This is a genomic window from Salana multivorans (assembly GCF_003751805.1).
In the GTDB taxonomy this organism is placed as follows: Bacteria; Actinomycetota; Actinomycetes; order Actinomycetales; family Beutenbergiaceae; genus Salana; species Salana multivorans.
Window position 1 is genome coordinate 2707730 of record NZ_RKHQ01000001.1, and the last position, 25744, is coordinate 2733473.

General features: G+C 73.6%; 27 protein-coding genes. 18 read left to right on the top strand and 9 right to left on the bottom strand.

The window, feature by feature from the left end:
- Positions 1 to 24: 24 nt before the first annotated feature.
- The 3 genes from EDD28_RS11610 to EDD28_RS17175 are packed head-to-tail and all read left to right on the top strand — an operon-like array spanning position 25 to position 1798.
- The gene (locus EDD28_RS11610) at positions 25 to 561 is read left to right on the top strand and encodes a MarR family winged helix-turn-helix transcriptional regulator (protein ID WP_123739739.1); all 537 of its coding nucleotides are present in this window, start codon (positions 25 to 27) and stop codon (positions 559 to 561) included.
- Positions 558 to 1166: a mycothiol-dependent nitroreductase Rv2466c family protein gene (locus EDD28_RS11615; protein WP_123739740.1), complete on the top strand. Its 609-nt coding sequence runs from the start codon at positions 558 to 560 to the stop codon at positions 1164 to 1166. Before EDD28_RS11610 ends, EDD28_RS11615 begins: the two co-directional genes overlap by 4 nt.
- Positions 1166 to 1798, top strand: a complete 633-nt coding sequence (locus EDD28_RS17175) for a hypothetical protein (RefSeq protein WP_148059603.1) — start codon at positions 1166 to 1168, stop codon at positions 1796 to 1798. The genes EDD28_RS11615 and EDD28_RS17175 overlap by 1 nt, the downstream gene beginning before the upstream one ends.
- Positions 1799 to 1866: 68 nt before the next feature.
- Here the strand turns inward: EDD28_RS17175 and EDD28_RS11625 are convergent, their stop codons facing one another.
- The 5 genes from EDD28_RS11625 to EDD28_RS11645 form a co-directional block, all read right to left on the bottom strand.
- A complete protein-coding gene (locus tag EDD28_RS11625; protein WP_123739742.1) occupies positions 1867 to 2655 on the bottom strand; it encodes a fumarylacetoacetate hydrolase family protein in 789 nt (262 codons plus the stop codon).
- Positions 2652 to 3674, bottom strand: a complete 1023-nt coding sequence (locus EDD28_RS11630; RefSeq protein ID WP_123740081.1) for a zinc-binding dehydrogenase — start codon at positions 3672 to 3674, stop codon at positions 2652 to 2654. The genes EDD28_RS11625 and EDD28_RS11630 overlap by 4 nt, the downstream gene beginning before the upstream one ends.
- On the bottom strand, positions 3674 to 4465 hold the full coding sequence (locus EDD28_RS11635) for a glucose 1-dehydrogenase (RefSeq protein WP_123739743.1): 792 nt from the start codon (positions 4463 to 4465) through the stop codon (positions 3674 to 3676). The genes EDD28_RS11630 and EDD28_RS11635 overlap by 1 nt, the downstream gene beginning before the upstream one ends.
- A 264-nt stretch (positions 4466 to 4729) precedes the next feature.
- On the bottom strand, positions 4730 to 5578 hold the full coding sequence (locus tag EDD28_RS11640) for an IclR family transcriptional regulator (RefSeq protein WP_245968012.1): 849 nt from the start codon (positions 5576 to 5578) through the stop codon (positions 4730 to 4732).
- Between the two features lie 21 nt (positions 5579 to 5599).
- A complete protein-coding gene (locus EDD28_RS11645) occupies positions 5600 to 6652 on the bottom strand; it encodes a D-2-hydroxyacid dehydrogenase (protein WP_123739744.1) in 1053 nt (350 codons plus the stop codon).
- 472 nt (positions 6653 to 7124) lie between these two features.
- Between EDD28_RS11645 and EDD28_RS11650 the strand changes: the two genes are divergently transcribed.
- The 10 genes from EDD28_RS11650 (at position 7125) to EDD28_RS11695 (ending at position 17138) form a co-directional block, all read left to right on the top strand.
- Positions 7125 to 8822, top strand: coding sequence for an ABC transporter substrate-binding protein (locus tag EDD28_RS11650; RefSeq protein WP_170169447.1), 1698 nt, complete (start codon positions 7125 to 7127; stop codon positions 8820 to 8822).
- Positions 8823 to 8926: 104 nt separating this feature from the next.
- Positions 8927 to 9940, top strand: coding sequence for an ABC transporter permease (locus EDD28_RS11655; protein WP_170169448.1), 1014 nt, complete (start codon positions 8927 to 8929; stop codon positions 9938 to 9940).
- Positions 9930 to 10811 (top strand): ABC transporter permease, encoded by an 882-nt coding sequence (locus EDD28_RS11660; protein ID WP_170169449.1) that lies wholly within the window; start codon positions 9930 to 9932, stop codon positions 10809 to 10811. Before EDD28_RS11655 ends, EDD28_RS11660 begins: the two co-directional genes overlap by 11 nt.
- A gap of 80 nt (positions 10812 to 10891) precedes the next feature.
- The gene (locus tag EDD28_RS11665; protein ID WP_123739748.1) at positions 10892 to 11518 is read left to right on the top strand and encodes an HD domain-containing protein; all 627 of its coding nucleotides are present in this window, start codon (positions 10892 to 10894) and stop codon (positions 11516 to 11518) included.
- A gap of 79 nt (positions 11519 to 11597) precedes the next feature.
- Positions 11598 to 12581, top strand: coding sequence for an ABC transporter ATP-binding protein (locus EDD28_RS11670; RefSeq protein ID WP_123739749.1), 984 nt, complete (start codon positions 11598 to 11600; stop codon positions 12579 to 12581).
- Positions 12578 to 13375 (top strand): ABC transporter ATP-binding protein, encoded by a 798-nt coding sequence (locus EDD28_RS11675; RefSeq protein ID WP_123739750.1) that lies wholly within the window; start codon positions 12578 to 12580, stop codon positions 13373 to 13375. Before EDD28_RS11670 ends, EDD28_RS11675 begins: the two co-directional genes overlap by 4 nt.
- An 89-nt stretch (positions 13376 to 13464) precedes the next feature.
- Positions 13465 to 14082: an HD domain-containing protein gene (locus EDD28_RS11680; RefSeq protein ID WP_170169450.1), complete on the top strand. Its 618-nt coding sequence runs from the start codon at positions 13465 to 13467 to the stop codon at positions 14080 to 14082.
- Between the two features lie 73 nt (positions 14083 to 14155).
- Positions 14156 to 15130 (top strand): NAD(P)-dependent oxidoreductase, encoded by a 975-nt coding sequence (locus tag EDD28_RS11685; protein ID WP_123739752.1) that lies wholly within the window; start codon positions 14156 to 14158, stop codon positions 15128 to 15130.
- Positions 15127 to 16629 carry an NADP-dependent phosphogluconate dehydrogenase gene (gene gndA / locus EDD28_RS11690; protein WP_281272557.1) on the top strand — a complete coding sequence of 501 codons (1503 nt, stop codon included), beginning with the start codon at positions 15127 to 15129 and terminating at the stop codon, positions 16627 to 16629. The genes EDD28_RS11685 and gndA overlap by 4 nt, the downstream gene beginning before the upstream one ends.
- Positions 16626 to 17138, top strand: a complete 513-nt coding sequence (locus EDD28_RS11695) for a gluconokinase (RefSeq protein ID WP_245968013.1) — start codon at positions 16626 to 16628, stop codon at positions 17136 to 17138. The genes gndA and EDD28_RS11695 overlap by 4 nt, the downstream gene beginning before the upstream one ends.
- Before the next feature lie 161 nt (positions 17139 to 17299).
- On the opposite strand, the gene EDD28_RS11700 is transcribed toward EDD28_RS11695, so the two are convergent.
- A complete protein-coding gene (locus EDD28_RS11700) occupies positions 17300 to 19384 on the bottom strand; it encodes a M13 family metallopeptidase (RefSeq protein ID WP_245968014.1) in 2085 nt (694 codons plus the stop codon).
- A 118-nt stretch (positions 19385 to 19502) separates the two neighbouring features.
- Here EDD28_RS11700 and EDD28_RS11705 point away from each other — a divergent pair, with 118 nt between their 5' ends.
- Positions 19503 to 20594, top strand: a complete 1092-nt coding sequence (locus EDD28_RS11705; protein ID WP_123739753.1) for a GNAT family N-acetyltransferase — start codon at positions 19503 to 19505, stop codon at positions 20592 to 20594.
- A 64-nt stretch (positions 20595 to 20658) separates the two neighbouring features.
- Complete coding sequence (locus tag EDD28_RS11710; RefSeq protein WP_123739754.1) at positions 20659 to 21126, top strand: ribose-5-phosphate isomerase; 468 nt, start codon at positions 20659 to 20661, stop codon at positions 21124 to 21126.
- A 30-nt stretch (positions 21127 to 21156) separates the two neighbouring features.
- On the opposite strand, the gene EDD28_RS11715 is transcribed toward EDD28_RS11710, so the two are convergent.
- Entirely contained in the window at positions 21157 to 21984 is an 828-nt protein-coding gene (locus EDD28_RS11715; RefSeq protein ID WP_123739755.1) for a hypothetical protein, read from the bottom strand.
- A 77-nt stretch (positions 21985 to 22061) separates the two neighbouring features.
- Here EDD28_RS11715 and EDD28_RS11720 point away from each other — a divergent pair, with 77 nt between their 5' ends.
- The 3 genes from EDD28_RS11720 to EDD28_RS11730 all read left to right on the top strand — a co-directional run bounded on the left by EDD28_RS11720 (position 22062) and on the right by EDD28_RS11730 (position 24054).
- Positions 22062 to 22460 carry an MGMT family protein gene (locus tag EDD28_RS11720; protein ID WP_123739756.1) on the top strand — a complete coding sequence of 133 codons (399 nt, stop codon included), beginning with the start codon at positions 22062 to 22064 and terminating at the stop codon, positions 22458 to 22460.
- Entirely contained in the window at positions 22453 to 23469 is a 1017-nt protein-coding gene (locus tag EDD28_RS11725; RefSeq protein ID WP_123739757.1) for an Fpg/Nei family DNA glycosylase, read from the top strand. The genes EDD28_RS11720 and EDD28_RS11725 overlap by 8 nt, the downstream gene beginning before the upstream one ends.
- A gap of 78 nt (positions 23470 to 23547) precedes the next feature.
- Positions 23548 to 24054: a GyrI-like domain-containing protein gene (locus EDD28_RS11730; protein WP_123739758.1), complete on the top strand. Its 507-nt coding sequence runs from the start codon at positions 23548 to 23550 to the stop codon at positions 24052 to 24054.
- Between the two features lie 57 nt (positions 24055 to 24111).
- On the opposite strand, the gene epsC is transcribed toward EDD28_RS11730, so the two are convergent.
- Both epsC and cysK read right to left on the bottom strand, forming a co-directional pair.
- On the bottom strand, positions 24112 to 24660 hold the full coding sequence (gene epsC, locus EDD28_RS11735; RefSeq protein WP_123740086.1) for a serine O-acetyltransferase EpsC: 549 nt from the start codon (positions 24658 to 24660) through the stop codon (positions 24112 to 24114).
- A 112-nt stretch (positions 24661 to 24772) separates the two neighbouring features.
- Positions 24773 to 25708, bottom strand: a complete 936-nt coding sequence (gene cysK / locus EDD28_RS11740; protein ID WP_123739759.1) for a cysteine synthase A — start codon at positions 25706 to 25708, stop codon at positions 24773 to 24775.
- Positions 25709 to 25744: the final 36 nt, after the last annotated feature.

Below are 25744 nucleotides of genomic sequence, written 5' to 3' on the forward strand. Positions count from 1 at the left end.
CCCGGCGAGGAGAGGGGAGCGAGCGTGCCCGAGTCCCCTGACCCGCGCTGGCTGAGCGACACCGAGCTCGCGGCCTGGCTGCGGCTGCTCGCCGTCGTCGAGCTCCTCCCCGGGGCGCTCGACTCCCAGCTCCGACGCGACAGCTCGCTCACCCACTTCGAGTACCAGGTGCTGGCGATGCTGTCGGAGACGCCGGGCCGGACACTGCGGATGAGCGCCCTCGCCGAGCGGACCAACGCGACGCTCCCGCGCCTGTCGCACGTCGTGACGCGGATGGCCGAGCGCTCGCTCGTCGAGCGGAGCACGTCGCCCGAGGACCGGCGCGCGACGGACGTCGTGCTGACGGATGCCGGCTGGGACGTGCTCGTGGACGCGGCGCCCGGCCATGTGCGCACGGCACGCGAGTCGGCCTTCGACGCCCTCACCCCCGAGCAGGTCGACCAGCTCGCCGCGATCGCCGGTGCCATGCTGACCCGGCTCGACCCCGAGGGCCACATGTCGGGCCCGGTGGACGGGTGCCGAGCCGGGGTTCGTACGATGGGGGCCGAGGAGGAACGATGACCAACAGCATTCCGCGCGTGGACTTCTGGTTCGACCCCGCGTGCCCCTGGGCCTGGATGACGTCCCGCTGGATCGTGGAGGTGGCGTCGCAGCGCGACATCGACCTGCACTGGCACGTCATGTCGCTGGCCGTGCTCAACGAGGGACGCGACCTGCCCGCCGACTACCGCGCCCACATCGACCAGACCTGGGGACCGGTGCGCGTCGTCAACGCCGCCCGCGTCCGGCACGGCGAGGGCGTCGTCGGCGACCTCTACACGGCCTTCGGCACGCGGATCCACCTGCGCAAGCAGAGCGGGGACGAGCTGATCGCCGGGGCGCTGGCTGACGTCGGGCTCGAGTCCGACCTCGCCGACTACGCCGCCAGCGACGAGCTTGACGAGTCGCTGCGCGCCTCGCACGCCGAGGGCATCGCCCTGGTCGGCGAGGACGTGGGGACGCCCATCGTCGCGATCGACGGCAAGGGCTACTTCGGCCCGGTCGTGACGCCGGCGCCGACGGGCGAGGCCGCGCTGCGCCTGTTCGACGGCCTGCTGCTCCTGACGAGCGTCGACGGCTTCTACGAGCTGAAGAAGACGCGCACGTCCGGCCCGATCCTCGACTGATGTCCTCGGCCGTCAAGGTGACCCTCGGCGTGCTCGCCGGCGTCGTCGTCCTGCTCTTCGTCGTGCTCGTCTGGGCCCTGCTGCTGCGCGGCCCCGGCGGCACCGGGGCGAGCGGCGGCGAGAGCTCCACGAGCGAGACCAGCGCCTCGGGCGAGGACGCGACGGCCACCGATGACGGCACGGCGACGGAGTCGGACTCACCGTCGCAGGAGCCGACCCCCACGACGTCCGAGAGCACCCCGGCCGAGCTGGCGCCGGTGCCCGATGGCGCCCTGGAGCTGACGAGCTTCACGCTGCCGAGCCGGAACATCTCCTGCTCGATGAGCGAGTCCGGCGTCATCTGCGAGATCGGCGACTCGACGTTCACCCCGCCCGCGGGACCCACCTGCGACCTGCGCGGCAAGATCGTCGTCCTCTCGGACGACGGCGTCGAGCTGCCCTGTCCCGAGACCGCGCCGCCGGGACCGGACGAGGGGGCGGCGGTGCTCGAGTACGGGCAGACCAGCTCCGTCGGGACCTGGCTGTGCACGTCGAGCGACCGCGGCGTCGAGTGCAGCTCGCGCGCCGACGGCACCGGCTTCACCCTCGCCCGCGCGAGCTTCACCTCCTACGGTCCCGGCCGCCTGATGTAGCGACGACGCCCGGCGCGCCACCCGGTGTGACGCGCCGGGCGGGCGAGCCCGCGACTCGCCGTCGCGGCTCAGCCCGTCGGGCGCCCGGCGCCCGGGTGCAGCTCGACGGGGTTGGCCAGCTCGCCGATCCCCGCGATCCGCACCCGGGCGAGCTGCCCGGCCTCGACGGGCGCGCCCGTCCCGGGCGAGCCGGTGAGGACGACGTCGCCCGGGCCGAGCGTGAGGTACCGGGTGAGGTGGACGATCTGCTCCCGGATGGTCCAGCCGAGCCGGGCGACCGAGGAGTCCGCCGCGACGTGCCCGTCGACCAGCGTCTGCATCCCGACGTCGCCGCCGTCGAGGACGTCACGCGCGCCCTCCTCACCCAGCCACCCCGTCTCGATCCAGGGACCGAGCGGGGTGAACCCCTCGCCGTTCTTCGCCTGGAGGAGCAGGCCGTCGCGCTCGGTCTGGTCCATCAGCGTGACGTCGTTGCCGACGGTGTACCCGAGGACGACCGACTCGACCTCCTCCGGCCGCACGTGTCGCGCCGACCGGGCGATGACGACGGCCAGCTCGCACTCGACGACGAGCGAGCCGAGCCCGGGCTCCCGCAGGATCGGCTCACCCGGGCCGACCACGGTCCGCGCCGACTTCTGAAACGCCTGCTGCGGCAGCTCGCGGCCCTCGGGCCCCGAGTTGTGCGCCGCCCCGAGCACGAGGACCGGCTCGCACGGGGCGAGCAGGTGAGCACCGTCGAGGGGGTGGCTGGCGCCCGTCGGCGTGTGGTCGGTCAGCGACACCACCTCGACCCAGGCGTCCTCGCGCTGGACGACGTGGCGCGGCCCGGCCGGCGTGCGCAGCCTCGCGATCCTCACGCCGGCCCCTCCTCGGCGCGCAGGTCGAGCAGCACCTTGCTCGAGACGGCCGGGTCAACCGCGCGGTCGAAGGCCGCGACCGCCTCCCGGGCGGGGAAGACGTCGGTGACGACGGACGCGAGGCTCGGGTGCGCGGCGAGCAGCTCCACCGCCTGGTCGATCTCGTCGTCGAACCGGAACGAGCCGCGCAGGTCGATCTCGCGCGCGACGAGCGCGGCCAGCGTGTACGGCCTGGCCTGCGCCGGCAGCATCCCGACCGCGACGACGACCCCGCCGCGCCGGACGCTGCGCACGGCCGTGTCGAGCGCCGCGGGGACGCCGGCGCACTCCAGGACGACGTCGTAGCCCTCCGGCGTCGGCTCGGCCGACGTGAGGTCGACGACGGAGTCGACGCCGAGCCGGAGCGCGAGGCCGAGCGGGTGGGCCAGCACGTCGGACACCGTGACCTCGGCGCCGAGCGCGACGGCCGCGCCGGCGGCGAGCAGGCCGACCGGACCGGCCCCGGAGACCAGGACGCGCCGACCCGCAACGCCGCCGGCCCGGCGGATCGCGTGCAGCCCGACGCCGAGCGGCTCGGCCAGCGCCGCGGTCCGCAGCCCCAGCCCGTCGGGGAGCACGCGGACCTGGTCGGTCCGGACCGTGACGAGGGACTGGGCCGCGCCCTGCGTGTGCGGGAGCGTCGCGGCCGAGCCGAGGTACCGGGAGCCGGGCCAGATGCTCGGCCGGTCGAGGATGGCCGGCTCGGGCGTGCCCGGCGTCGCGGGGTGCAGCGTCACGGGCGTGCCGGGGGCGAGGACGCCGTCACCGTCGCGCACGACGGTTCCGGACATCTCGTGGCCGACGACCAGCGGCTCGACGACCTCGAACGCGCCGACGCGACCGTTGCGGTAGTAGTGGAGGTCGGACCCGCAGATCCCGACGTAGGCGACCGCGAGCTGCACCTCGCCCGGACCGGGCTCGACGGGCTCGCGCTCCTCCAGGCGCAGGTCCCCGGCACCGTGGACGACGACGGCGAGCATCACACCACCGCCGTCATTCCGCCGTCGACGAAGATCGTCTGGCCGTTGACGAAGTCGGCGGCCGGGGAGACCAGGTACAGCAGCGTGCCGACCAGGTCCTCGACCTGCCCCCACCGCGCGGCCGGCGTGCGGCCGGTCACCCAGGCGGAGAAGGCCTCGTCCTTGACGAGCGCGCGGGTGAGGTCCGTCTCGATGTATCCCGGCGCGAGCGCGTTGACCTGGATGCCGTGCGCGGCGAGGTCGGCGCACAGCCCGCGGGTGAGCATGACGATGCCGCCCTTGCTGGCGGAGTAGGGGGTGATGCTGGGGCGCGCGAGCTGGCTCTGCACCGACGCCGTGTTGACGATCTTCCCGCTGCCGCGCGCGATCATGCCGACCGCGACCCGCTGCGCGACGAGGAAGGGCGCCTTGAGGTTGACGGCGAGGATGGCGTCGAGGTCGGACTCGGGGAACTCCACCAGCGGGTGGCGACGCTGGATGCCCGCGTTGTTCACGAGGATGTCGATCGAGCCGAGGGCGGCCTCGACGTCGGCCACCCCGGCTCGGACGGCGGCGGCGTCGGTGACGTCGAAGGTGACGGCGTGCACCTGCGCGCCGGTCTCGTCGGCGAGGGCGGCGGCGGCCGCCTCGGTCTCGGCCGCGTCGATGCCGTGGACGGCGACGCGGGCGCCGGAGCTGGCGAGGCCGCGGGCGAACGTGAGGCCGATCCCGCGGCTGGAGCCGGTGACGAGGGCGGTCCGGCCCGTGATGTCGAAGGGGCTGGGGGCAGCGCTGGACAGGGTGGTGGTCATGGGGAACCTCTGCGGTAGGCGGGGGAGAGGGGCCGCGCCCGTCGCGGGGCTCGACCCGGGGACCGCATCGGGGCCGTGCCCGGTGCCGAGCGTCAGCCGAGGGGAGTGCCGTGGGGCGTAGGTCCGTGGCAGCTCGACCCCGGACTGCGGCGGCGCAGGGGCCCGGTCGATCGATGAGGGGTGCGTCGATGACGCATCCCGCTCACCGTAGCAGTCTGCTGAATGAAGTTCAACGCACTGAACAGTGCGCGTCCCCGGTGACGCCTAGTGGTGTGTGTCCGTCCCCAGCGCCATCGGGTTGGTGAGCTGCGAGACGGCGTGCCGCAGCGTCTCGACGACGGAGTCGAGCTCCTCGCGCGAGAGCGTCGGCGGGTCGGTCGGCACGATCCGGGAGATGTTGATGCCGAACGCGTGGTCGCCGCTCTGCCGGGGCGGGATGGCCATGGCGATCCCGACGACGTTGGGGAAGACCTCGCCCTCGTCGACCGCGTAGCCGCGTTCGCGGGTGAGGGCCAGCTTGGCGTGCAGCTGCTCGAGCGACCGGGTCGAGCGCGCGGTGAGCGCCGGGAAGGTCGTCTCGTCGTAGAGCTCGGTCACCTGCGCGGGGTCGAGGGTGGCCAGGAGCGCGGTCCCGATGGCCGTGAGCGCGGCGGGGTAGCGGTCGCCGACACCGGCGCCCGAGGTCAGCCGCAGCGGCGTGCGCCCCTCGTGCCGGGCGAGGTAGATGACCTCGCGGTCGTGCAGCACGGCGAGCTGGACGAGCTGACGCTGGAGAAGCGGTGACTCGGCGCAGATCCGGTAGAACTCCTTGATCTGGTCGAACTGCGTGAGATAGGCCCCGCCCAGCTCGACGGTGCGCCGGCCGAGGACGTAGCCGTTCGCGACCCGGGAGATCATCCTGCTCTCCTCGAGCACCGTGCAGACGTTCGACGTCGAGGACTTCGCCGCGCCGAGCGAGCGGGCGATCTCCGCCAGGCTCACCGGCTCGCCGGGGGACTGCGCCAGCAGGTCGAGAACGCGCATGGCGCGCGACACCGCGGGGGCAAGGCTGCGCTCGGCGGCGTCGGGGGCGGCGCCGTTCGACTCGTTCTCCGACTCGTTCTCGCGTCTCACAAGCGCGAGCCTAGTTGGGTCTCAGTAGAACTCGACCGTGTCGACCACGTTTCTCATCGGCTCGCCGTCGATGAAGCGCCGCGCGTTGTCGAGGAACAGCTCGGCGACGAGTCTCTCCTCGTGGTCGGAGTTGCCGGCCGTGTGCGGGGCGATGACGACGTTCGGGAGCGTCCACAGGGGGGAGTCCTGCGGCAGGGGCTCGACCGCGAAGACGTCGAGCGCGGCGAAGCCGACCCGTCCGTCGCGCAGTGCGTCGACCAGCGCGTCCTCGTCGATGACGGTCCCGCGACCGACGGACGCGAGCGTGACCCCGGGGCGAACGGCCGCGAGGAGGTCGGCCGAGAGCAGCCGCTCGGTCGCCGCCGTGCCCGGGAGGGTGTTGACGATGGCGTCGACCTCGCCGATCACCTCCGGCAGCTCGTCGGGTCCGAGCACCCGGGCGATCCCGTCGACCGCGGTCGCCTCGCGCGCCACGCCGTACACGCGGGCGCCGAGCGCGACCAGCTTGTCGGCCACGGCCGAGCCGATGCCGCCGAGGCCGAGGACGAGGACGGTCGCGTCGGAGATCTGCTCCATCGGCCAGCGCCCGGCCCACTCGCGCCGGGCCTTGAGCTCCTGCAGGCGCGGCAGGTGCTTGGCGCCGGCGAGCAGGCCGAAGACGGCGAACTCGGCCAGCGGTCCAGCGTGCACGCCGGCCGACGTCGTGAACGCGACCCGGCGCAGCTCCTCGGCCGTGAGGCCCGCGGCCTTGACCTGTGCACCACCGCCGGCCGCCATCACCTGGACCCAGCGCAGGCGCGGGTTGGCCCGGACCGCGCGCCGCAGCGCGGCCGGCCGCACGTCCGGGATGCCGTAGAGGACGTCGGCCGAGTCGAGGAGCGCGTCGAACGCCGCCTGCTGCGCCGGCGTTCGCGACCAGGCCGGGTCGCCCTCGTAGTCGGCCGCCCATCGCTTCGGGGGCAGCAGCGACTGGTCGACGACGAGCTCGAGACGGGGCTCGCGCTCGCGGACGAGAGCGCACAGGTCGTCGGGCAGCGGCGTCGCGACGACGACGCGGAGAGGTGCTTCGGTCATGAGCGTCCTTCGAGATCGTGGGAGAGGGGGCCGGGGACGTGGCGCCCGGGTCGCCCGGCTCTGCTGCGAGCCGGCCGGCCCGACCGCGGAGCGAGCTGGCGGTGCGACGCCGACCCGGGGGATGGCTCGAGTCGTCGTCGCCCATGAGCTCGCGCACGTCGCGTCGACCACCGCCAGCGGGATGAGGCTATCACGATGTGGAACGCAAGACAGTGGACTGAACGGACCGGTAAAAAAGTGGCGACCCCGGTCCGTTGTGCCCCTGGAGTGCGAGAATAGGCCGGTACGCGAGGGTGGGGCGGGTGGCTCGTCCGGGCATGGGGCCCCCGCGGCGCGCCCGGGAAGGCGGCCCGGTTGACAGTATGCTGAACGCGAGTCAAGATACTGTCCACCGGGTGCGAAGCCAGCGTAGGTCGCCCCGACAGCTGCACCCAACGAAGCGATGCACCTTGAGACCCGTGTGGAGAGGGACATGTCCTTGACATCTGTGAAGCGGCGCACCTTGCGTGGCGCCGGAGCGGCGGCGGCGATCGCCGCAGCTCTCGTTCTGAGCTCCTGCGGGGGTGACACCGGACAGGGGAGCACCCCCCAGGGCAGCACGACCGGCGGTGACGACGCGCCGGCCGCCGGCGCCTCGTTCGTCTGGGTCGTCCCCGGCCTGCCGTCGACCACCGACCCCGTCGAGGGCGGCCCGCTGCCCCGCGTCATCGGGCCCGAGCGGGGCAGCCTGCTCGTCCAGTACGACCTCGCGGACGTCGCGGGGATGGGCTGCGACGCGCTCGCCCCGATCGACGCGCTGCGCGGCGACCTCGCCGAGAGCTGGGAGATCAGCGAGGACGGCACGACCATCACGTTCAAGCTCCGCGAGGGCGTCACGAGCTCCTTCGGCAACCAGCTCACGGCCGAGGACGTGAAGTGGAGCCTGGAGCGCAGCGTTGCTCTCAGCTCGACCAGCCAGCGCTTCCTCGCGCTCACCACCATGTGGCGGGAGCAGGACCCGATCACGATCGTCGACGACCACACGGTCGAGATCCACGTCGACACCCCCGGGTCGCTCGACGTCGCGAACCTCACGATGTTCTCCTGGATGATCTTCGACTCGACCGAGGCGAAGAAGCACGCGACGCCCGACGACGAGTGGGCGGCCGAGTGGCTCCAGAAGAACAGCGCCGACTTCGGTCCGTGGGCGTTCACCGAGGCCGACTGGCAGTCGACGCAGCAGCTCTCGATGACGCGCAACCCCAACTACTGGGCGGCCGACGAGTACGGGAACGTCGACCGGCTCGTCATCAAGGCCGTGCCCGAGGGCTCCAGCCGGGCGCAGCTCGTCACGACCGGGGAGGCGCAGCTCGCGACCGACCTCTCGGCGCAGGACGTCACGCACATCCAGGACGCGGCGTCGGCCCAGGTGCTCAACTGCCTCTCCGCCAACCGGGACACGCTCGTGCTCAACCAGGGCTACGAGCCGCTCGCCGACGAGCGGGTGCGACAGGCGCTGTCCCTCGCGCTCGACCGCGGACAGCTCAACCAGGGTGCCTACCTCGGCCTTGCGAACGAGCCGACGGACGGTCTCTCCCAGGCGTACGACTTCCCCCGCCCGACCGACGAGGCCGATCGCATCCGCTACGACGTCGATGCGGCGAAGGCGCTCCTGGTCGAGGCCGGGTACCCCGACGGGTTCCAGCTCGAGGTGACCTACAGCCAGTCGCGGCCGGGCCCGCAGGCGACGCAGCTCGCCCTCAACATCCAGAGCCAGCTCGGCGAGCTCGGGATCGCGGTCACGCTCAAGGAGGTGCCGAGCTCGACCCAGTTCAACTCGGCCTTCCTCGACGGGCAGTACCAGGCCGTCGTGTACCAGGAGCCGCCGGCGATCGCCGACCCGCAGTACTCCGCCACCCTGTACAACGCCTCGACGTCGCCGCAGAACACGTTCGGGTTCGACGACCCCGAGTACGACGACCTGTCGCTCCGGCTGCTCGAGACCAACCCCGGTCCCGAGCGCGACGAGCTGGCCACGCAGATCGCGGCGCTCACCGTGCGGACGACCCCCGTCGTCTACCTCGTCGACACCAACACGCAGTTCGTGCTCTCCACGACCGTCGACACCGCGACGATCCGTCAGCAGCCGGGCAACCGGCTGGAGCTCTGGCGGGCCGAGGTCGACGGTTAGCCCGGGAGGGACGACCCATCACCATGACCGACACTCAGACGACTCCGGTCGCTGAGCCGACGGCGCCCCGTGCCGGCCGCGACAGCGGCCGGCACGGGAGAGCCGTGCTCAGGATCATCATCGTCCGGCTCCTGCTCCTCCCGCCGTCGCTGCTCGCGGTGGCGACGATCTCCTTCCTCCTGCTCGCGATGATGCCGGGCGACCCCGCGGTGTCGGTGGCCGGCGGGTTCGCCACCCCGGAGGCGCTCGAGGCGATCCGGGAGAGCCTCGGCCTCAACGACCCGCTCCCCGTCCGGTACTGGAACTACCTCGTCGCTCTCGTGCACGGGGACATGGGCACGAGCTTCGTCTCGGGCGCGCCGGTGTCGCAGGAGCTGGTCCGCTACCTGCCGAACACCGTCATGCTCGTGACGTGCGGAATCGGCCTCGCCGCGGTCCTCGGCATCCCGCTCGGCATCCTCGCGGCCTACTACCGGGGCCGCCCGATCGACCGCGCCGCGCGCACCTGGATCACGCTCGCCCAGTCCGTCCCGCTCTTCATCATCGGGCTGCTGCTCATCTACGTCTTCTACTACCTGCTGCACTGGGCGCCCTCCCCGGTCGGGATCCTCGGGTTCACCGACGTCGACCCGCCCCGCGTCACCGGGTTCGTCCCGATCGACGCGGCCCTCGTCGGAGCCTGGAGCTCGTTCAGGTCCTCGCTCGCCCACCTGGTGCTGCCGACGCTCACGCTCGCGCTGGTCAACCTCGCCTTCTTCGGCAAGATCACCCGCGGGCTCATGGCGCGCGAGCTGTCCTCGACCCGCACGGAGTTCGCGCGGGTCCAGGGGCTGCGGGAGCTGACCGTCGTCAACTACGCCTTCAAGGCGGTCCGGATCCCGATCGTCACGTACGGGATGCTCATCTTCGCGCAGATCCTCGGCAGCTCGACCGTCGTCGAGCTCATCTTCGCCTGGCCCGGCGTCAGCCGCTGGGGCCTGGAGGGCGTGCTCGCGCTCGACATTCCCGTGGTGCAGGCGTTCGTGCTGTTCGCCGGCGTCACCACCGTCGTCATCTACCTGCTGCTCGACGTGATCGTCGCGCTGATCGACCCGAGGGTGAGGCTCAGTGACCACTAGGTCGGAAACCCACGACGACGTCGCGGCGGTCCCCGTCCCGGCGTCCCCCGCACGCTCGCGCTGGCGGTCGTTCCGCCTCACGATGAAGGGCCGCTGGCCGCTCGTGATCTCGCTCGCGTGGCTCGTCGGGATCGTCCTCGCGGGCCTGCTCGTCTCCTTCCCGCACGACCCGCTCTGGCCCAACCCGGCGGCGATCTCGCGCCCGCCGAGCTCGGAGTACTGGTTCGGCACCGACCCGAACGGGTTCGACGTGTTCTCCCGCGTGTTCGTCGCCGCCCCGCGCGACATCGCGCTCTCGCTGGGCGGCGCCAGCGTCGCGCTCGTCATCGGGACGGTGCTCGGCCTGCTCGCCGGCGGTCGCGGCTGGGGCGCCACCCTCATCGTGCGCGCCCTCGACGTCTTCCAGTCCTTCCCGCTGCTCATCCTGGCGATCGCGGTCATCGCGCTGCTGGGCAACCGGCCGTGGACCGTCATCGCGGCCATCGCGATCATCGACACCCCGCGGTTCGTCCGGCTCATCCGCAGCGAGGTGCTCGTGCTGCGCGAGAGCCGGTTCATCGAGGCGGCCACCGCGCTCGGCAACCCGCCGTCGCGCGTGCTGTTCCGGCACGTGCTGCCGAACGTCCGCGAGGTGATCCTCGCCCAGTTCTCCCTGTCGGCGGCCAACGCGATGATGATCATCACGACGATGGCCTTCCTCGGGGTCGGGGTGAACCCGCCGCACCCGAGCTGGGGGCAGATGGCGCAGGAGGGCGCCAAGGTCATCCAGATCGGCCAGTGGTGGGCGGCGGCCTTCCCCTGCATCGCGATCGCGCTCTGCGTCTGGGCGCTCAACTCGATCTCGGAGTCGCTGGAGTTCAAGGGCCGATGACGCCCGGCTCCGAGCACGCGGGCACGCACCGGCGCGGGAGGTCCCGCGTCGAGACACCAGCAGGGGAGAGATGAAGGGAAATGAACGAAGTGAGCGAGACGTACGGCGTCGAGGACGCCCACCTGGAGAAGGTCAAGGCGAACGTCAGGGACGAGCTGGAGATGCTCCGGTCCATCGGCGACGAGGGGCTGCGCGAGCACGTCGTGCTCGCGTGGGCCGTCGCGCTGTGCTGGAACGGGTTCGAGGCGATCAACGACATGCCCGGCTCGGCCCGCCCCGGCGCCCCGGAGAAGGGGACGCAGGCGCAGCACATGGACGGGACGGCGCGGATCGCGGTCGGGATCAAGGGCGCGATCGAGGAGACGCTGTCGGACCGGATGCCGTTCGACGACGACATGCTCATCGCCAGCGCCCTGTGCCACGACCTGGGCAAGCCCGTCGAGTACTCGGTGGCGAACCGCGAGCGCTGGGCGAAGAACCGCGTCCTGTACGGGCGCCCGTCCGTCCGGCACCCCGCCTACGGCGCGCACGTCGCGCTCACGGTCGGCCTCCCGGAGGAGGTCATGCACGTCGCGGCCGCGCACGCGGTCGAGGGCAACTACGTCCAGCGCAGCCTGCTGGCCCACATCGTCCAGTACGCCGACGACGCCTACTGGTTCACGATCGAGAACTGGGACGGCTGGGTCGACAGCGGTCTGCGGCTGTGACGTCCCGACGTCCGGCCGGCGGCACGACGAGGTGAACGAGAGAGCGCGCGAGGACGCGGGCATGGAAGGAGGTGGGGACATGAGCGTCACGACGACCGAACCGGTTCTCGACGTGCGCGGGCTGAAGGTCGAGTTCCGCGGGCTGCGTCAGTCCCTGTACGCCGTCAACGGCGTCGACCTGCAGATCGGACGGGGGCAGTCCCTCGGCCTGGTCGGCGAGTCCGGCTGCGGCAAGTCGACCGCGGTCCGGGCGATGCTGGGCCTGATCCGGCCGCCGGGCGTCATCACGGGCGGCGAGTCGGAGTTCCAGGGCCGCGACCTCGTCGCGCTGACCCCGGGCCGGCGCCGCCGGGTGCTCGGCAAGGACATCGGCTTCATCACGCAGAACCCGTTCCGGGTGCTCAACCCGGTGCTGTCGGTCTACCAGCAGTTCCGCCGGATGCTGCGGGCGCACGGGCTGCGCCTGTCGAAGACGGAGAGCTGGGACCTCGCCTCACGGGCGCTGCTCGACGTCGGGCTGCGCGACCCCGAGCGGGTGCTGTCCGGGTACGCGCACCAGCTCTCGGGCGGGATGGCGCAGCGGGTGTGCATCGCGATGTCGACGCTGCTGGAGCCCGAGCTCGTCATCGCGGACGAGCCGACGACGGCGCTCGACGTCACGGTCCAGCAGGAGATCCTCGACCTGCTGCGGGAGCGGACCTCCCGCGGGGCGACGATCATCGTGACGCACGACCTCTCGGTCGTCGCCCAGTACTGCGACCGCGTCGCCGTCATGTACGCCGGCGTCATCGTGGAGCAGGGCACGACGTTCGACGTGTTCACCAACCCCACCCACCCGTACACGAAGGCGCTCCTCGCGTCGGTGCCGCGCCGCGGCGCGGAGCTGTACGAGCTCGGCGGGGCCGTCGAGAGCCTGTTCGCCCCGCCGACGCACTGCACGTTCGCGAACCGGTGCGCGTTCGCGCGGGAGGTGTGCCGCCGCGAGGTGCCGCGGCTCGAGCCGATCGGCGTCTCCGACCACCGGCGCGCCTGCTTCGTCCCCGTCGAGGAGGTCGTCGCATGACGGTCATGCTAGAGGCCCGCGACCTGTGCAAGACGTTCGTGGGACGCGGCGGCTCGCGGGTCGACGCCGTCCGCAACGTCCACCTGCGGCTGGAGGCGGGGCAGTCGATGGGGCTGGTCGGGGAGTCCGGCAGCGGCAAGTCGACGGTCGGGCGCCTGTGCCTCGGGCTCCTGGAGCCCACCTCGGGCAGCATCGTCTTCGAGGGGCGCGACCTCACGAGCGTGAGCGCGGCCGAGATGCGCCGGCTGCGCAGCCGGCTCCAGGTCGTCTTCCAGGAGCCGTTCGAGTCGCTCAACCCCCGGATGAGGGTCGGCGACGTCGTCGGGGAGCCGCTCGTGCTCCACGGCGGCGGGCGGCCGGCCCGCGTGCGCGAGAAGGTGCTCGCGATGCTCGAGCAGGTCGGGCTGCGCAAGGAGCTGGCCGACGACTACCCGGGCGACATGAGCGGTGGCCAGCAGCAGCGCGTGGGGATCGCCAGGGCGTTCATCACGGACCCGACCCTCGTCGTCCTCGACGAGCCGACCTCCTCGCTCGACGTGTCCGTGCGCAGCCAGATCCTGCGGCTCCTGGAGCGGCTGCAGGAGGAGCGGCGGACGGCCTACCTGTTCATCTCCCACGACATCCACACGATCGAGTACCTGTGCTCGGACGTCGTCGTGATGCAGAACGGCGCGATCGTCGAGTCGGGACCCGTCGAGCAGGTCCTGCGTGCGCCGGAGACGGCCTACACGCAGCGGCTCATGGGCTCGCGGCTGTCGTTCGACCCGCCCGAGCCCGGCCGCCGGACCAGATGACGACCCCCACCCGCGACCCGGCGGGCGACCCAGCAGACCACCCGGCCGACGACCCGGCCGCCGACTCGGCAGACGAGAGGACCACCCCGATGACCGACCCGATCTACGACGTGCAGCTCCGCATCCCCGAGGACATCCGCGCCTCCATCCCCGTCTCGCTCCCGCTGGTCGAGGAGATCGAGGACGCCGACCTGCGCGAGCGGGTCATCGACGGCTGGGCGCTCTCGCTCGCCCTCAACGGCTGGACCCGGGTCGAGGAGCTGCCCGGCTCCGGCATGCCCGGCGCCCCGACGATCGGCGACCAGACCCACCACCTGCTCGGCGTCGCGCGGATCGCGCTCGGCATCGCCGAGGTGCTCCAGGAGACCGCGGGACAGCAGCTCTACGACCGCGACCTCATCATCGCGGCCGGGCTGTGCCACGACATCGGCAAGACCTACGAGTACAACCGCGAGCTGCGGGAGAAGTGGGCCGACGACCCGCGGGTGAGCGGGAAGCCGGCGCTGCGCCACCCGGCCTACGGCGCGCACATCGCCATGCTCGTCGGTCTGCCGGAGGAGATCGTCCACGTGGCGGGCAACCACTCCCCGGAGGGCCGGTACGTCGAGCGCAGCGCGCTCGCGACGCTCATCCACCACGCCGACGACGACTACTGGTTCATCCTCGAGTCGGCGCTCGGCTGGGAGCAGAAGGTGCCCCGTCTCTGACCGCCCCGCGGCCCCGTCGCGCGACCCCGTCGCGCCCGTGACCGATCGACCCCCGTCCCTAGGATCAGGAGAGATGGAACGTCACAGTGGACCCCGTCCGACGCGTGCCCCGAGCCACCCGGTGCGGGTCGGGGTGATCGGGATCGGCGTCATGGGCAGGCCGATGGCCCGCCACCTCATGACGCGGCTGCCCGAGGGCTCCGAGGTCGTCGTAACCGCGCTCCAGCGCGGCGCGGCAGCCGAGCTCGAGGCGATCGGCGTCCGGTGGGCCGACACGGCGCGCGAGCTCGCCGGCCTCGTCGACACGGTCGTCTACGTCGTCCCCGACATGCCGCAGGTCCGGGCGAGCCTCACCGGTCCTGACGGCCTGCTCGCGGGCGTCGGCGAGCGCCGCCTCGACGTCGTCATCAGCTCGACGACCTCCCCGACGGCGGTGCGCGCCCTCGCGAGCGAGCTGACCGAGGCGACCGACGGGCGCGTCCGCGTCGTCGACGCCCCGATCAGCGGCGGGCAGGAGGGCGCCGAGGCGGGCACGCTGTCGATCATGGTGGGCGGGCCGACGGACGCCGTCGACCGGGTGCTGCCCGTGCTCGCGGCCGCCGGGACCCCCGTCCACCTCGGCGCCGTCGGGGCTGGCCAGGTGGCGAAGGCGTGCAACCAGATCATCGTCGCGGCCGCCGTCGTCGCGATGGCCGAGGCCGCGACGCTGGCCGAGCGCGCCGGCCTCGACGTCCTCGCCATGTTCGACCTGCTCGGGGGCGGCTATGCGGGCAGCCGCATCATGGAGGTCAAGAAGCACCGCTTCGCCGAGCACGACTACTCCCCGTCCGGGCCGGCCAGGTTCATGATCAAGGATCTCGGGGCTGCGCTCGAGGAGGCGGCGAGCACCGGCTCGCCCGTCCCGGTCACCACCCAGCTCCTGTCGATCTTCGAGGGCGTGACGGCCGCCGGGCTCGGCGACCTCGACACGTCCGTCGTCCAGCAGTACCTCGCCGGTGCCGGGGCCGCGTCGCCCGCCGCCGGACCCGACCCGAAGGAGACCCCGTGAGCCCCGATGCCCCCGCCGTGACGTCCGGGCCGACGCCCGCCGGGCGCGGCCTCGCCGACATCGGCGTCGTCGGCCTCGCCGTCATGGGCTCCAACCTGGCCCGCAACCTCGCGCGCAACGGCTACACCGTCGCCGTCCACAACCGCACGCCGGGCCGGACCCGCGAGCTCCTGGCTGCGCACGGCGACGAGGGAGCCTTCGTCGCGTGCGCGACCGTTCCCGACCTCGTCGCCAGCCTCGCGCGGCCGCGGACCGTGCTCGTCATGGTCAAGGCCGGCGACGCGACCGACGCCGTCGTCGAGGAGCTGGCGCGGCACCTGGAGCCGGGCGACATCGTCGTCGACGGCGGCAACGCGCACTTCCTGGACACCGCCCGGCGCGAGCGGGACCTCGCCGCCCGCGGGCTGCACCTCGTCGGCGCCGGCATCTCCGGCGGCGAGGAGGGGGCGCTCACCGGGCCGTCGATCATGCCCGGCGGCAGCGAGGAGGCGTACGCGACGCTCGGGCCGATGCTCGAGCGCATCTCCGCCCACGTCGACGGCGTCCCGTGCTGCACGCACATCGGCCCGGACGGCGCCGGGCACTACGTCAAGATGGTGCACAACGGCATCGAGTACGCGGACATGCAGCTCATCGCCGAGGCCTACGACGTGCTGCGCCAGGGGCTGGGGCTCTCGGCCCCCGAGATCGGCGAGGTCGTCGCGGGCTGGAGCACCGGCGACCTCGACTCCTACCTCGTCGAGATCACGGCGCAGGTGCTCGCCCATGTCGACGCCGAGACGGGGCGGCCGTTCGTCGACGTCGTCGCGGACGCGGCCGAGCAGAAGGGGACGGGCCGGTGGACGGTCCAGTCGGCTCTCGACCTCGGCGTGCCCGTCACCGGGATCGCCGAGGCGACGTTCGCGCGGGCCCTGTCCGGGTCGGCGCCGCAGCGGGCCGCGGCGCGAGAGGCCGGGCTGGCCGCCAGAACCGCCGGATGGGACGTGCCGGACACCCCGGAGGGCCGGGCGGCGTTCGTCGAGGACGTGCGCCGCGCCCTCTACGCCTCGAAGGTCGTCGCCTACTCGCAGGGGTTCGACCAGCTCGCCGCGGCCTCGGCCGAGCACGGCTGGGACATCGACCGCGGCGCCTGCGCCCGGATCTGGCGCGGCGGCTGCATCATCCGCGCCCGGTTCCTCGACCGGATCACGCAGGCCTACGAGCGCGACCCGGAGCTGGAGCTGCTCATCGCCGACCCGGTGTTCGCCGCGGCCGTCGGCGACGGCGTCGCGTCGTGGCGCCGCGTCGTCGCCCAGGCCACGCTCAACGGTGTCCCGGTGCCGGCGTTCGCCGCTTCGCTCGCCTACTACGACGGCGTCCGCGCGGCCTCGCTGCCGGCCAGCCTGATCCAGGCGCAGCGCGACCTGTTCGGCGCCCACACCTACCGGCGGACGGATCGTCCCGGGGTGTTCCACACCGAGTGGTCCGGTGACCGGTCCGAGACGCGGGTCGACGCGTGAGCCTCGCGGGTCGGCACGTCGTCGTCATGGGCGTGTCCGGGTGCGGCAAGTCGACGCTCGGCGCGCTGCTGGCGCGGCGCTACGGCGTCCCGTTCGCCGAGGGGGACGAGTTCCACAGCGACGCCAGCCGCGCGAAGATGGCCGCCGGCATCCCCCTGACGGACGAGGACCGCTGGCCGTGGCTGCATCGGCTGGCCGACTGGATGTCCGAGCGGGAGGGGAGCGGCAGCGTCGTGTCCTGCTCCGCGCTGCGGCGGGCGTACCGGGAGATCCTCGACTCGGCCGAGGGCGACGTGACGTTCGTCCACCTCGACGTGCCGGAGGAGGAGCTGGCCCGGCGGATGAGCGCGCGGACCGGCCACTACATGCCACCGTCGCTGCTCGCGTCGCAGCTCGCGACGCTCGAGCCGCTGACGCCGGCCGAGGACGGGCACGTGCTCTCGGCGGCGAGCCCGGCGGCCGAGCTGGCCGACGAGGTCGCGGCACGGCTGGCGGCGCGCGACCGGTAGCGGGACCGCGCCGAGCCGCGTCGGACCAGGCAGCCGAGCGGGGCCGAGCCGTTCGCGCCCGGCCGAGCCGTGCTGTCCGGAGTCGGTCGCCCGTCCGTCCCGCGTCGGCGCCGGTCCGTCCCGGACCGGCGCCCGATGGGGCCGGTCCGGGACGCTGGCGGCTACCAGATGCGGACGCGCTCGCTCGGGTCGAGCCACATGCCGTCGCCGGGCTGCACGTCGTAGACCTCGTAGAACTCGGGCAGGTTGCGGGGCACGCCGTTGCACCGGAACTCCGCGGGGGAGTGCGGGTCGATCGCGAGCAGGCGGCGCACCTCGGCGTCCCGGCCCTTCTCGCGCCACACGAGCCCCCAGCCCTCGAACAGCTCCCGCAGGCCGGCTCGCTCCACCTCGGGGTCGACGACCCCGTCCGGTGCCGCCGCAGCGAGCGCGAGCCGGTAGGCCTTGATCGCGATGCCGAGCCCGCCGAGGTCGCCGATGTTCTCACCGATCGTGAGGGCGCCGTTGACGTGGTCGGTGCGGTCCTCGGCCTCAGCGGCCTCGGCGGCCCCGTCGTCCGTCGCCTCGCCGGGCGACGTCGCGGTGCGGAGCTGGGTCGGGACGAAGGCGTCGTACTGGGCGATGAGCGCGGCCGTCCGCTTCTCGAACTCGGCCCGGTCCTCGTCGGTCCACCAGTTGACGAGTGCGCCGGTGCCGTCGAACTGGCTGCCCTGGTCGTCGAACCCGTGGCCGATCTCGTGCCCGATGACCGCGCCGATGCCGCCGAAGTTCCCGGCGTCGGACCCGGCGGCGTTGAAGAACGGCGGCTGGAGGATGGCGGCGGGGAAGGCGATCTCGTTGAGCAGCGGGTGGTAATAGGCGTTGACGGTCTGGGGCGTCATGTACCACTCGTCGCGGTCCACCGGCTTGCCCAGCTTGTCCAGCTCGAACTGCCACTCGTGGCGGGTGGCGGCGCGGTCCATCGCGACGAGGTCGCCGCTCACGCCGCTGAGGTCGAGCGCCGAGTAGTCGCGCCACCTCACCGGGTAGCCGATCTTCGGGGTGAAGGCGTCCAGCTTCGCGAGCGCCTTCTGCCGGGTGGCCGGCGTCATCCACGGCAGGTCGGCGATCGAGACGCGGTAGGCCTCGACGAGGTGCTCGACCAGCTCGTCCATCCGCGCCTTGTGCTCCGGCGGGAAGTGGCGGTCGACGTAGATGCGCGCCACCGCGTCGCCCAGCGCGCCCTCGACGAAGGCGACGCCGCGCTTCCACCGCTCCCGCAGCTCCGGTGCGCCGGTGAGGGTGCGACCGTAGAAGTCGAAGTTCTCCTCGACGATCGCGGCCGTCAGGAACGGGGCGCGCGAGCGCACGACCCGCCAGGCGAGCCATGCCTGCCACGTCTCGAGCGGCTCCTGCGTCCAGGCGGCGGCGAACGTCTCCAGGAAGCTCGGCTCGCGCACGATGAGCCGGACGGGCAGCGCGTCGACGCCGCCCGTCAGCCCGAGGCCGTCGGCCCACGCGGCGAGGTCGAACCCGGGCAGCAGCTCCGCCAGCTCCTGCGCGGTGACGGGGTTGTGGGTCTCGACGGCGTCGCGGTCGCGCACGCGGTCCCAGTGGCCGCCGGCGAGCCGGGTCTCCAGGTCGAGCACGGTGCGCGCCCGGGCGTCCGCGTCCTCTCGGGACAGCCCGAGCGTGAGCGCGAGCTGACGGCCCAGGTGGGCGAGGTAGGCGTCGCGGACGGCGGCGTGCGCGTCCTCGCGGTAGTAGGCCTCGTCCGGCAGGCCGAGACCCGACTGCGTGAGGTAGAGCGCGTAGACGCCGGGTGCGTCGGCGTCGGGCTCGACGTACACCGCGATCGCGCCGCCCACCCCGGTCGAGGCCAGCTCGCCCATGACGCGGGCCAGCTCGGTGCGGTCCGTCGCGGCCTCGACCGGGTCGAGGTCGGCGCGCAGCGGGGCGACGCCCGCGGCCTCGATCGCCTCGGTGTCCATGAACGCGGTGTAGAGCGCGGCGATCTTCGCCGTCTCGGCGGGGTCGACGCCGCCGCCCGGGCTCGCCGCGGCCTCCTCGATGATCGCGCGGACGTCCTTCTCCGCCTGCTCGGCGAGGCGGTGGAACTCGCCGTAGCGGGCCTTGTCGGCCGGGATCTCGAACTCGGCGAGCCAGCGGCCGCTGAGGTGACGGAACAGGTCGTCCTGCGGGCGGACGGCGGCGTCGGAGCCCGAGGCGATGAGGTCGGCGTTGTGGGTGGGGCTTGGTGTGCTCACGACGTCGATGCTAGGCGAGCGGTCCGACACGGACGATCGGCGGAGCGCCGACGGGCTCCCTGGGCCAGCGAGGAGTATTCACTGGCCCCGGCCGGGCGCCGCGTGGTCGAATCGCCGCATGACCACCGACGTCACCCCGGCCGCGAGCGCGGGGCGCGCGCGGCTGTGCGACGTCGTCGTCGCCGTCGAGCCGCCGACGCCGACGCACCCCGACGTCGCGTCCTGGCGTCCCGCGACCCTCGGCGACGTCGCGGCCATCACCGCGACGCAGAAGGCGATGGACGCGGCCGACCACCCCGACTGGACCACGCCGAGCGAGGACGTCGAGGACGAGCTGACCCACCCCGGTGTCGAGCTCGCCGCCGACTCGCTCGTGGCCCTCGACGACGCCGGCGACGTCCTGGCGTGGGGCGTCGTGCAGATCCTCCCGGCGAACGCCGAGCGCGTGCAGGGGGTGCTGGTCGGCGGCGTGCACCCGCGCGTGCGCGGCCGCGGCATCGGCCGGGTCCTGCTCGGCTGGCAGCTCGCCCGCGGCACGGCCCGCCTCGCCCTGTCCGAGGAGCGGCTCGCGGCGTGGCTGCGCGTCGACACCGACGAGCGCAACCCCGGCGGCCTCGCCCTCGCCCGCCGCCTCGGCCTGCGACCCGTGCGCTGGTTCACCTCGATGGAGCGGATCGTCACCTCCGGCCCCGGTGGCCGGGCCCCCGCGATCCCGGTCCGGCTCGTGCCGGACGGCACGCGGCTCGTCCCCTACACGGCGGACCGCGCCGAGGACACCCGGCTCGCGCGCAACGACGCGTTCCGGGACCACTGGGGCAGCGCCGACTTCTCGCCGCAGCGCTGGGCGCAGCTCGTCGGCACCGACCTCTTTCGCGCCGACCTGTCGTTCCTCGTCGTCGAGGATGCGGGGACCGACCCCTCTCGGGTGCTCGGGTTCGCGCTGTGCAACGCGAACGAGGACGACTGGGAGCTGCAGGGCTTCACGAGCGCGTACCTGGCGATCGTCGGCGTGACGCGGGACGGGCGGGGCCGCGGCCTCGCGCCGGCGCTGCTGTCCGCCGTGCTGACGGCCGTGCGCGACGCCGGCCTCGAACGCGTCGTGCTCGACGTCGACACGGAGAACCCGACGGGTGCGCTCGGGCTCTACGAGGGCGTCGGCTTCGTCTCCGCCAGCCGCAGCGTCACGCTGGCGCTCGACATCGTCGCCTGAGCCGGCCCCGTCCCGCCGGGCGGGAGCGTGCGACGGCCGTCGAACCTCTGCCACGATGGGGGCCATGCGCATCCACATCGCCTCCGACCACGCCGGTTTCGAGCTGAAGGACGTGCTCGTCGAGCACCTCGTCGCCGCGGGGCACGACGTGGTCAACCACGGCGCCTACGCCTACGACCCGCTCGACGACTACCCGGCGTTCTGCTTCGCGGCCGGCGAGGCCGTCGTGGACGAGATCGAGGCCGGGGCGACGACGTCCGAGGTGCTCGGCATCGTCATCGGCGGCTCCGGCAACGGGGAGCAGATCGCGGCCAACAAGGTGCGCGGCGTGCGCGCGGCGCTCGCGTGGAACGTCGAGACGGCCGTGCTCGGCCGGCAGCACAACGACGCCAACGTCGTCTCGATCGGGGCGCGCCAGCACTCCGTCGACGAGGCGATCGCGATCGCGGAGGCCTTCGTCGCGGAGGCCTTCTCGGGCGACCCGCGCCACCAGCGGCGGATCGACCAGCTCGCGGCGTACGAGACGCGCTGACGCCCGTCGCGACGCGCTGACGTCGGCGCGCTAGCCGGCGGCGGGCGCCTCGGCGCCCGCCCGCATCGACCGGACGCCCCACCACGCGGCGCCGGCGGCGCAGAACGGCACGAGCACGACGGCGAGCCAGGGCAGCCACGCGAGCGCGACGACCATCGCGCCGAAGCCGATCGCCAGGGCGAGCGCCAGGACCTCGCCGCGCTGGATCGACGCGAGCGTGACCGCCTCGGCCTCCTGCCGGGCGCGCGCGCCGTCGTCGTCCTGCCGGTCGATCCGGCGGCGCAGCGCGCGGACCCCGACCAGCTCCCCGATCGCCGCCGCGAGGAACCACCCGGCGGCGGCCGCGACGCCGCCCGGGACGAGCGCGCCGGCGGGGATCTCGAGCCGCGGCGTCGCCGCACCGTCGAGCGGGAGCAGGACCAGCGCGACGAGCAGCGCCAGCAGTGGCGTCACGGCCGACGCGAGGACCTGGCCGAGGGCGATCTGACGCCGCGGTCCGCGCCGGGCGAGCAGCGCCCCCAGGAGCATCCCGACGGCGGCCGCCACGAGCCAGCACGCCGCGGCCGCGACGTAGACCAGCGCGGCCGGCGCGAGGGGGAACCCGCCGCGGTCCGCCAGCACGAGGGCGAGGCCGAGGCCGAGGACGCCGAGCACGACGCGCGGCACGCCCCGGCGCTGCGCCAGCGCGAGCTTCTCCCGGGCTGCGGCCGTCGCGTCCGGCGCCGACCCGTGGGCTCCGGCGGCCGCGTCCCCGTCGGAGGCGCAGTGCTCGCACGAGTGAGCCTCACCGCCGTCGGCGTGGGGGTGCTCGGGCTCGGCCGCAGGGTTCTCCGGGGTGTCGGGCTCAGGCGTCGTCACGAGCGTCGATCCTACGGTTCCGCCGCCGCCCGCGGGATCGGACCGGTCGACGGCACCGTGCGCGGCACAATGGCGGGATGCCGGAGCAGCCACCGTCCCTCGACGACCTCGCCGAGTGCATCCTCGACTGCGTCGCCGAGATCCCGCGGGGTCGCGTGAGCACGTACGGCCGGGTGGCCGCCGAGGCCCGCGCCCGGTGCGGACGCGGCGGCCCCCGCACCGTTGGCCACGTCCTCGCGCACCACGGCGACGAGGTGCCGTGGTGGCGCGTCGTGTCGGCCAGCGGGGCACCGGCGGTGCACAAGGGCGAGCACCAGCTCGGCCTCCTCGTCGACGAGGGGGTGCCGCTGCGCGGCGCCCGCGTCGACCTGCGGCTGGCGCTGCACGCGTTCGAGCTGCCGACGCTCGACGGCGGTGACGCGGACGCCGGCGGCGTGGATGTCGGTGGCTCGGGGCAGGATGAGGAGCATGCCTGAGGGTCACTCGCTCCACCGCCTCGCCCGCGCCCTGCGCCGCTCCTTCCTCGGCCAGCGCCTCGACGTCACCTCGCCGCAGGGCCGGTTCGCCGCCGGGGCCGCGCTGCTCGACGGCCACGTGCTGACGGCGTCCGACGCGTGGGGCAAGCACCTGTTCCTCGGGTTCTCCCGCGAGGCCGGTCGGACGCCGGAGCGCTGGCTCCACGTCCACCTCGGGCTCTACGGCGCCTGGACCTTCGCCGGCGACGCGCACTTCACCGGCCCGCACGCCATCGGCGCCCCGCGCGTGCGGCTGGGCGAGACCGAGCGCCCGCTCGCCGACGGCGATGCGGTCGATGCGGGCGACGGGAGCCCGGCCGGCGCGGGCGACGGTGCGGCGGTCACGGGCGGTGAGGACGACGTCCCGTTCGTCCCGCCACCCCCGCGCGGTCAGGTGCGGCTGCGGCTCGTGGGGGAGCACGGCGTCGCCGACCTCACGGGACCCACCCGGTGCGAGGTGCTCGACCCGGCCGGCCGCCAGCGCGTCATCGACGGGCTCGGCCCCGACCCGATCCGGCCGGACACCGGCGGGCGGGCGCGCGAGGCGTTCGTCGAGAACGTCCGGCGCTCGCGGGCCCCCGTCGGCTCCGCCCTCATGGACCAGTCGGTCCTGGCGGGCGTCGGCAACATCTACCGCGCGGAGCTGCTGTTCCGGCACGGCCTCAACCCCTGGACGCCCGGCCGCGACGTCCCGGCCCAGACGCTGCGCGAGGTGTGGGACGACGCGGTGGTCCTCATGCGCAAGGGCGTGCGGACCGGCGTCATCGACACGATGGAGCGCGCGCACCGCCGCTCGCGGGAGGACCTGCGCTACACCTACCAGCGGGACGGCCGCGAGTGCCTGCTGTGCGGGACGCCGATCGCCGTCACCGACATGGCAGGGCGCCGGGTCTACTGGTGCCCGGGGTGCCAGCCGGCGGCGGGCGAGCGGTCCCTCCGGCCGGACGGGCTCGTGGTGGGCGAGCGATGACTCGCGCCGGTCGCGACGGTCTACCCCGGACCACCTGAGAGCGCGCTCGACAACCGACCGCACGAGGAGAGGACCACCATGACGTTCCCCATCCCGGCCGAGATGCCGACCGAGGTCTCGTTCGTCGAGACCGCGGAGAGCCCGACGGCCGTCATCCGCTTCGACGGCATCACCATGGCCGAGCTGATGGACTGCTACGACGCGGCCTTCGGCGCGCTGCACGCAGCGATCGGTGCCGGCGCCGTGACGCCCGCCGGCCCGGCGCTCGGCCTCTACCACGGCGAGCCGCACGGCCGGTTCGACCTGGAGGTCGGCTACCCGCTGGCCGTCCCGCTCGCCGAGGAGCTGACGTTCGGCGGCTTCCCGGTGCGCGGCGGCCGGATCCCGGCCGCGTCCTGGGCCGTCCTGGGGCACCTCGGCCCGTACGACGCGCTGCCGGCGAGCTGGGACAGGCTCAACGCGGGGATCGCAGCCTCGGGCCGGACCGGCAGCCCGTCCTGGATCGAGGTCTACGTGAGCGACCCGATGCGGACCCCGGCGCAGGAGCTGCGCACGGACCTGTTCGCGCAGCTCGATCCGGCCTAGCCGGCGACGCGGGCGCTCCGGGCGCGGCCCGGCGAGGCCGAGGCCGGAGCGCTCGGCCTAGATGTAGATGGCGGGGTCGACCTCGAACGGGTCGACGACGGCGACCTTGCGCACGCGCGCGGGCACGCCGACCGCGACGGCGTCGGCCGGGACGTCGTGCACGACGACGGCGTTCGCGCCGATCCGGGCGCCCTCGCCGATGGTGATGTTGCCGAGGATCTTCGCCCCGGCGCCGACGGTGACGCCGTCCTCGAGCGTCGGGTGGCGCTTGCCGGGCGACGTCGTCCGGCCGCCGAGCGTCACGCCGTGGTACAGCATGACGTCGGCCCCGATGACGGCCGTCTCGCCGATGACGACGCCCATGCCGTGGTCGATGAACAGCCGCGGGCCGAGCGTCGCGCCCGGGTGGATCTCGACGCCCGTGAGCGCCCGCGCGAGCTGCGAGATCGCCCGGGCGAGCGGCCGCAGGAGGACCGAGCGCCGCCACAGCCGGTGCGCCAGCCGGTAGGACCAGATCGCGTGGATGCCGGGGTAGAGCAGCACCACCTCGACGTCGCTGCCGGCCGCGGGGTCGTTGCGCCGCGCGGCGGCGACGTCGTCGCGCATCGTCGAGACGACGCGGGCGAGGCGAGGGGGCACGGGAGCTCCGGCGGTCGAGGAGGTGGGGGAGGACCGTCGCGGTCCGGTGCCGAGCCGGCACCGGACCGCGACGCGGTGCTCAGTCGAGCAGGTCGGCGTACAGCACCGTCGAGAGGTAGCGCTCGCCGAAGGACGGGATGATGACGACGATCGTCTTCCCGGCGTTCTCGTCGCGGTTCGCGAGCTCGAGCGCGGCCGAGATGGCGGCGCCGGAGGAGATGCCGACGAGCAGGCCCTCCTCGGCGGCGGCGCGGCGGGCCAGCTCGACGGCGCGCTCGGCGTCGACGTCGATGACCTCGTCGTAGACCGAGGTGTCGAGGATCTCCGGCACGAAGTTCGCGCCGATGCCCTGGATCTTGTGCGGGCCGGGCTGGCCGCCGTTGAGGATCGGGGACTCCGCCGGCTCGACGGCGACGATCTCGATCTCCGGCTTGCGCGCCTTGAGGACCTGGCCGATCCCCGTGATCGTCCCGCCGGTCCCGATGCCGGCCACGACGATGTCGACGTCGCCGTCGGTGTCGTTCCAGATCTCCTCGGCCGTCGTGCGGCGGTGGATCTCCGGGTTTGCCTCGTTCGCGAACTGGCGGGCCAGCACGGCGCCCGGGCGCTGCGCGGCGATCTCGTTGGCCGCCTCGACGGCGCCCTTCATGCCGCCGGCGGGGTCGGTGAGGACGAGCTCGGCGCCGAAGGCCCGCAGCAGCGCGCGACGCTCCTTGGACATCGACGACGGCATCGTGAGGACGACGTCGTACCCGCGGGCGGCGCCGACCATCGCGAGAGCGATGCCCGTGTTGCCCGAGGTCGCCTCGACGATCGTGCCGCCCGGCTGCAGCTCGCCGGAGGCCTCGGCGGCGTCGACGATCGCGACGCCGATGCGGTCCTTGACCGAGTTGGCCGGGTTGTAGAACTCCAGCTTCGCCAGGACGGTGGCCTTCGCGCCCTCGGTCAGGCGGTTGAGCCTGACGAGCGGGGTGTTGCCGACGAGCTTCGTGACGTCCTCGTAGATGCGTGCCATGGGGAGGGCCCTTCGTTCGGTGGTGTCGTTCGGTCC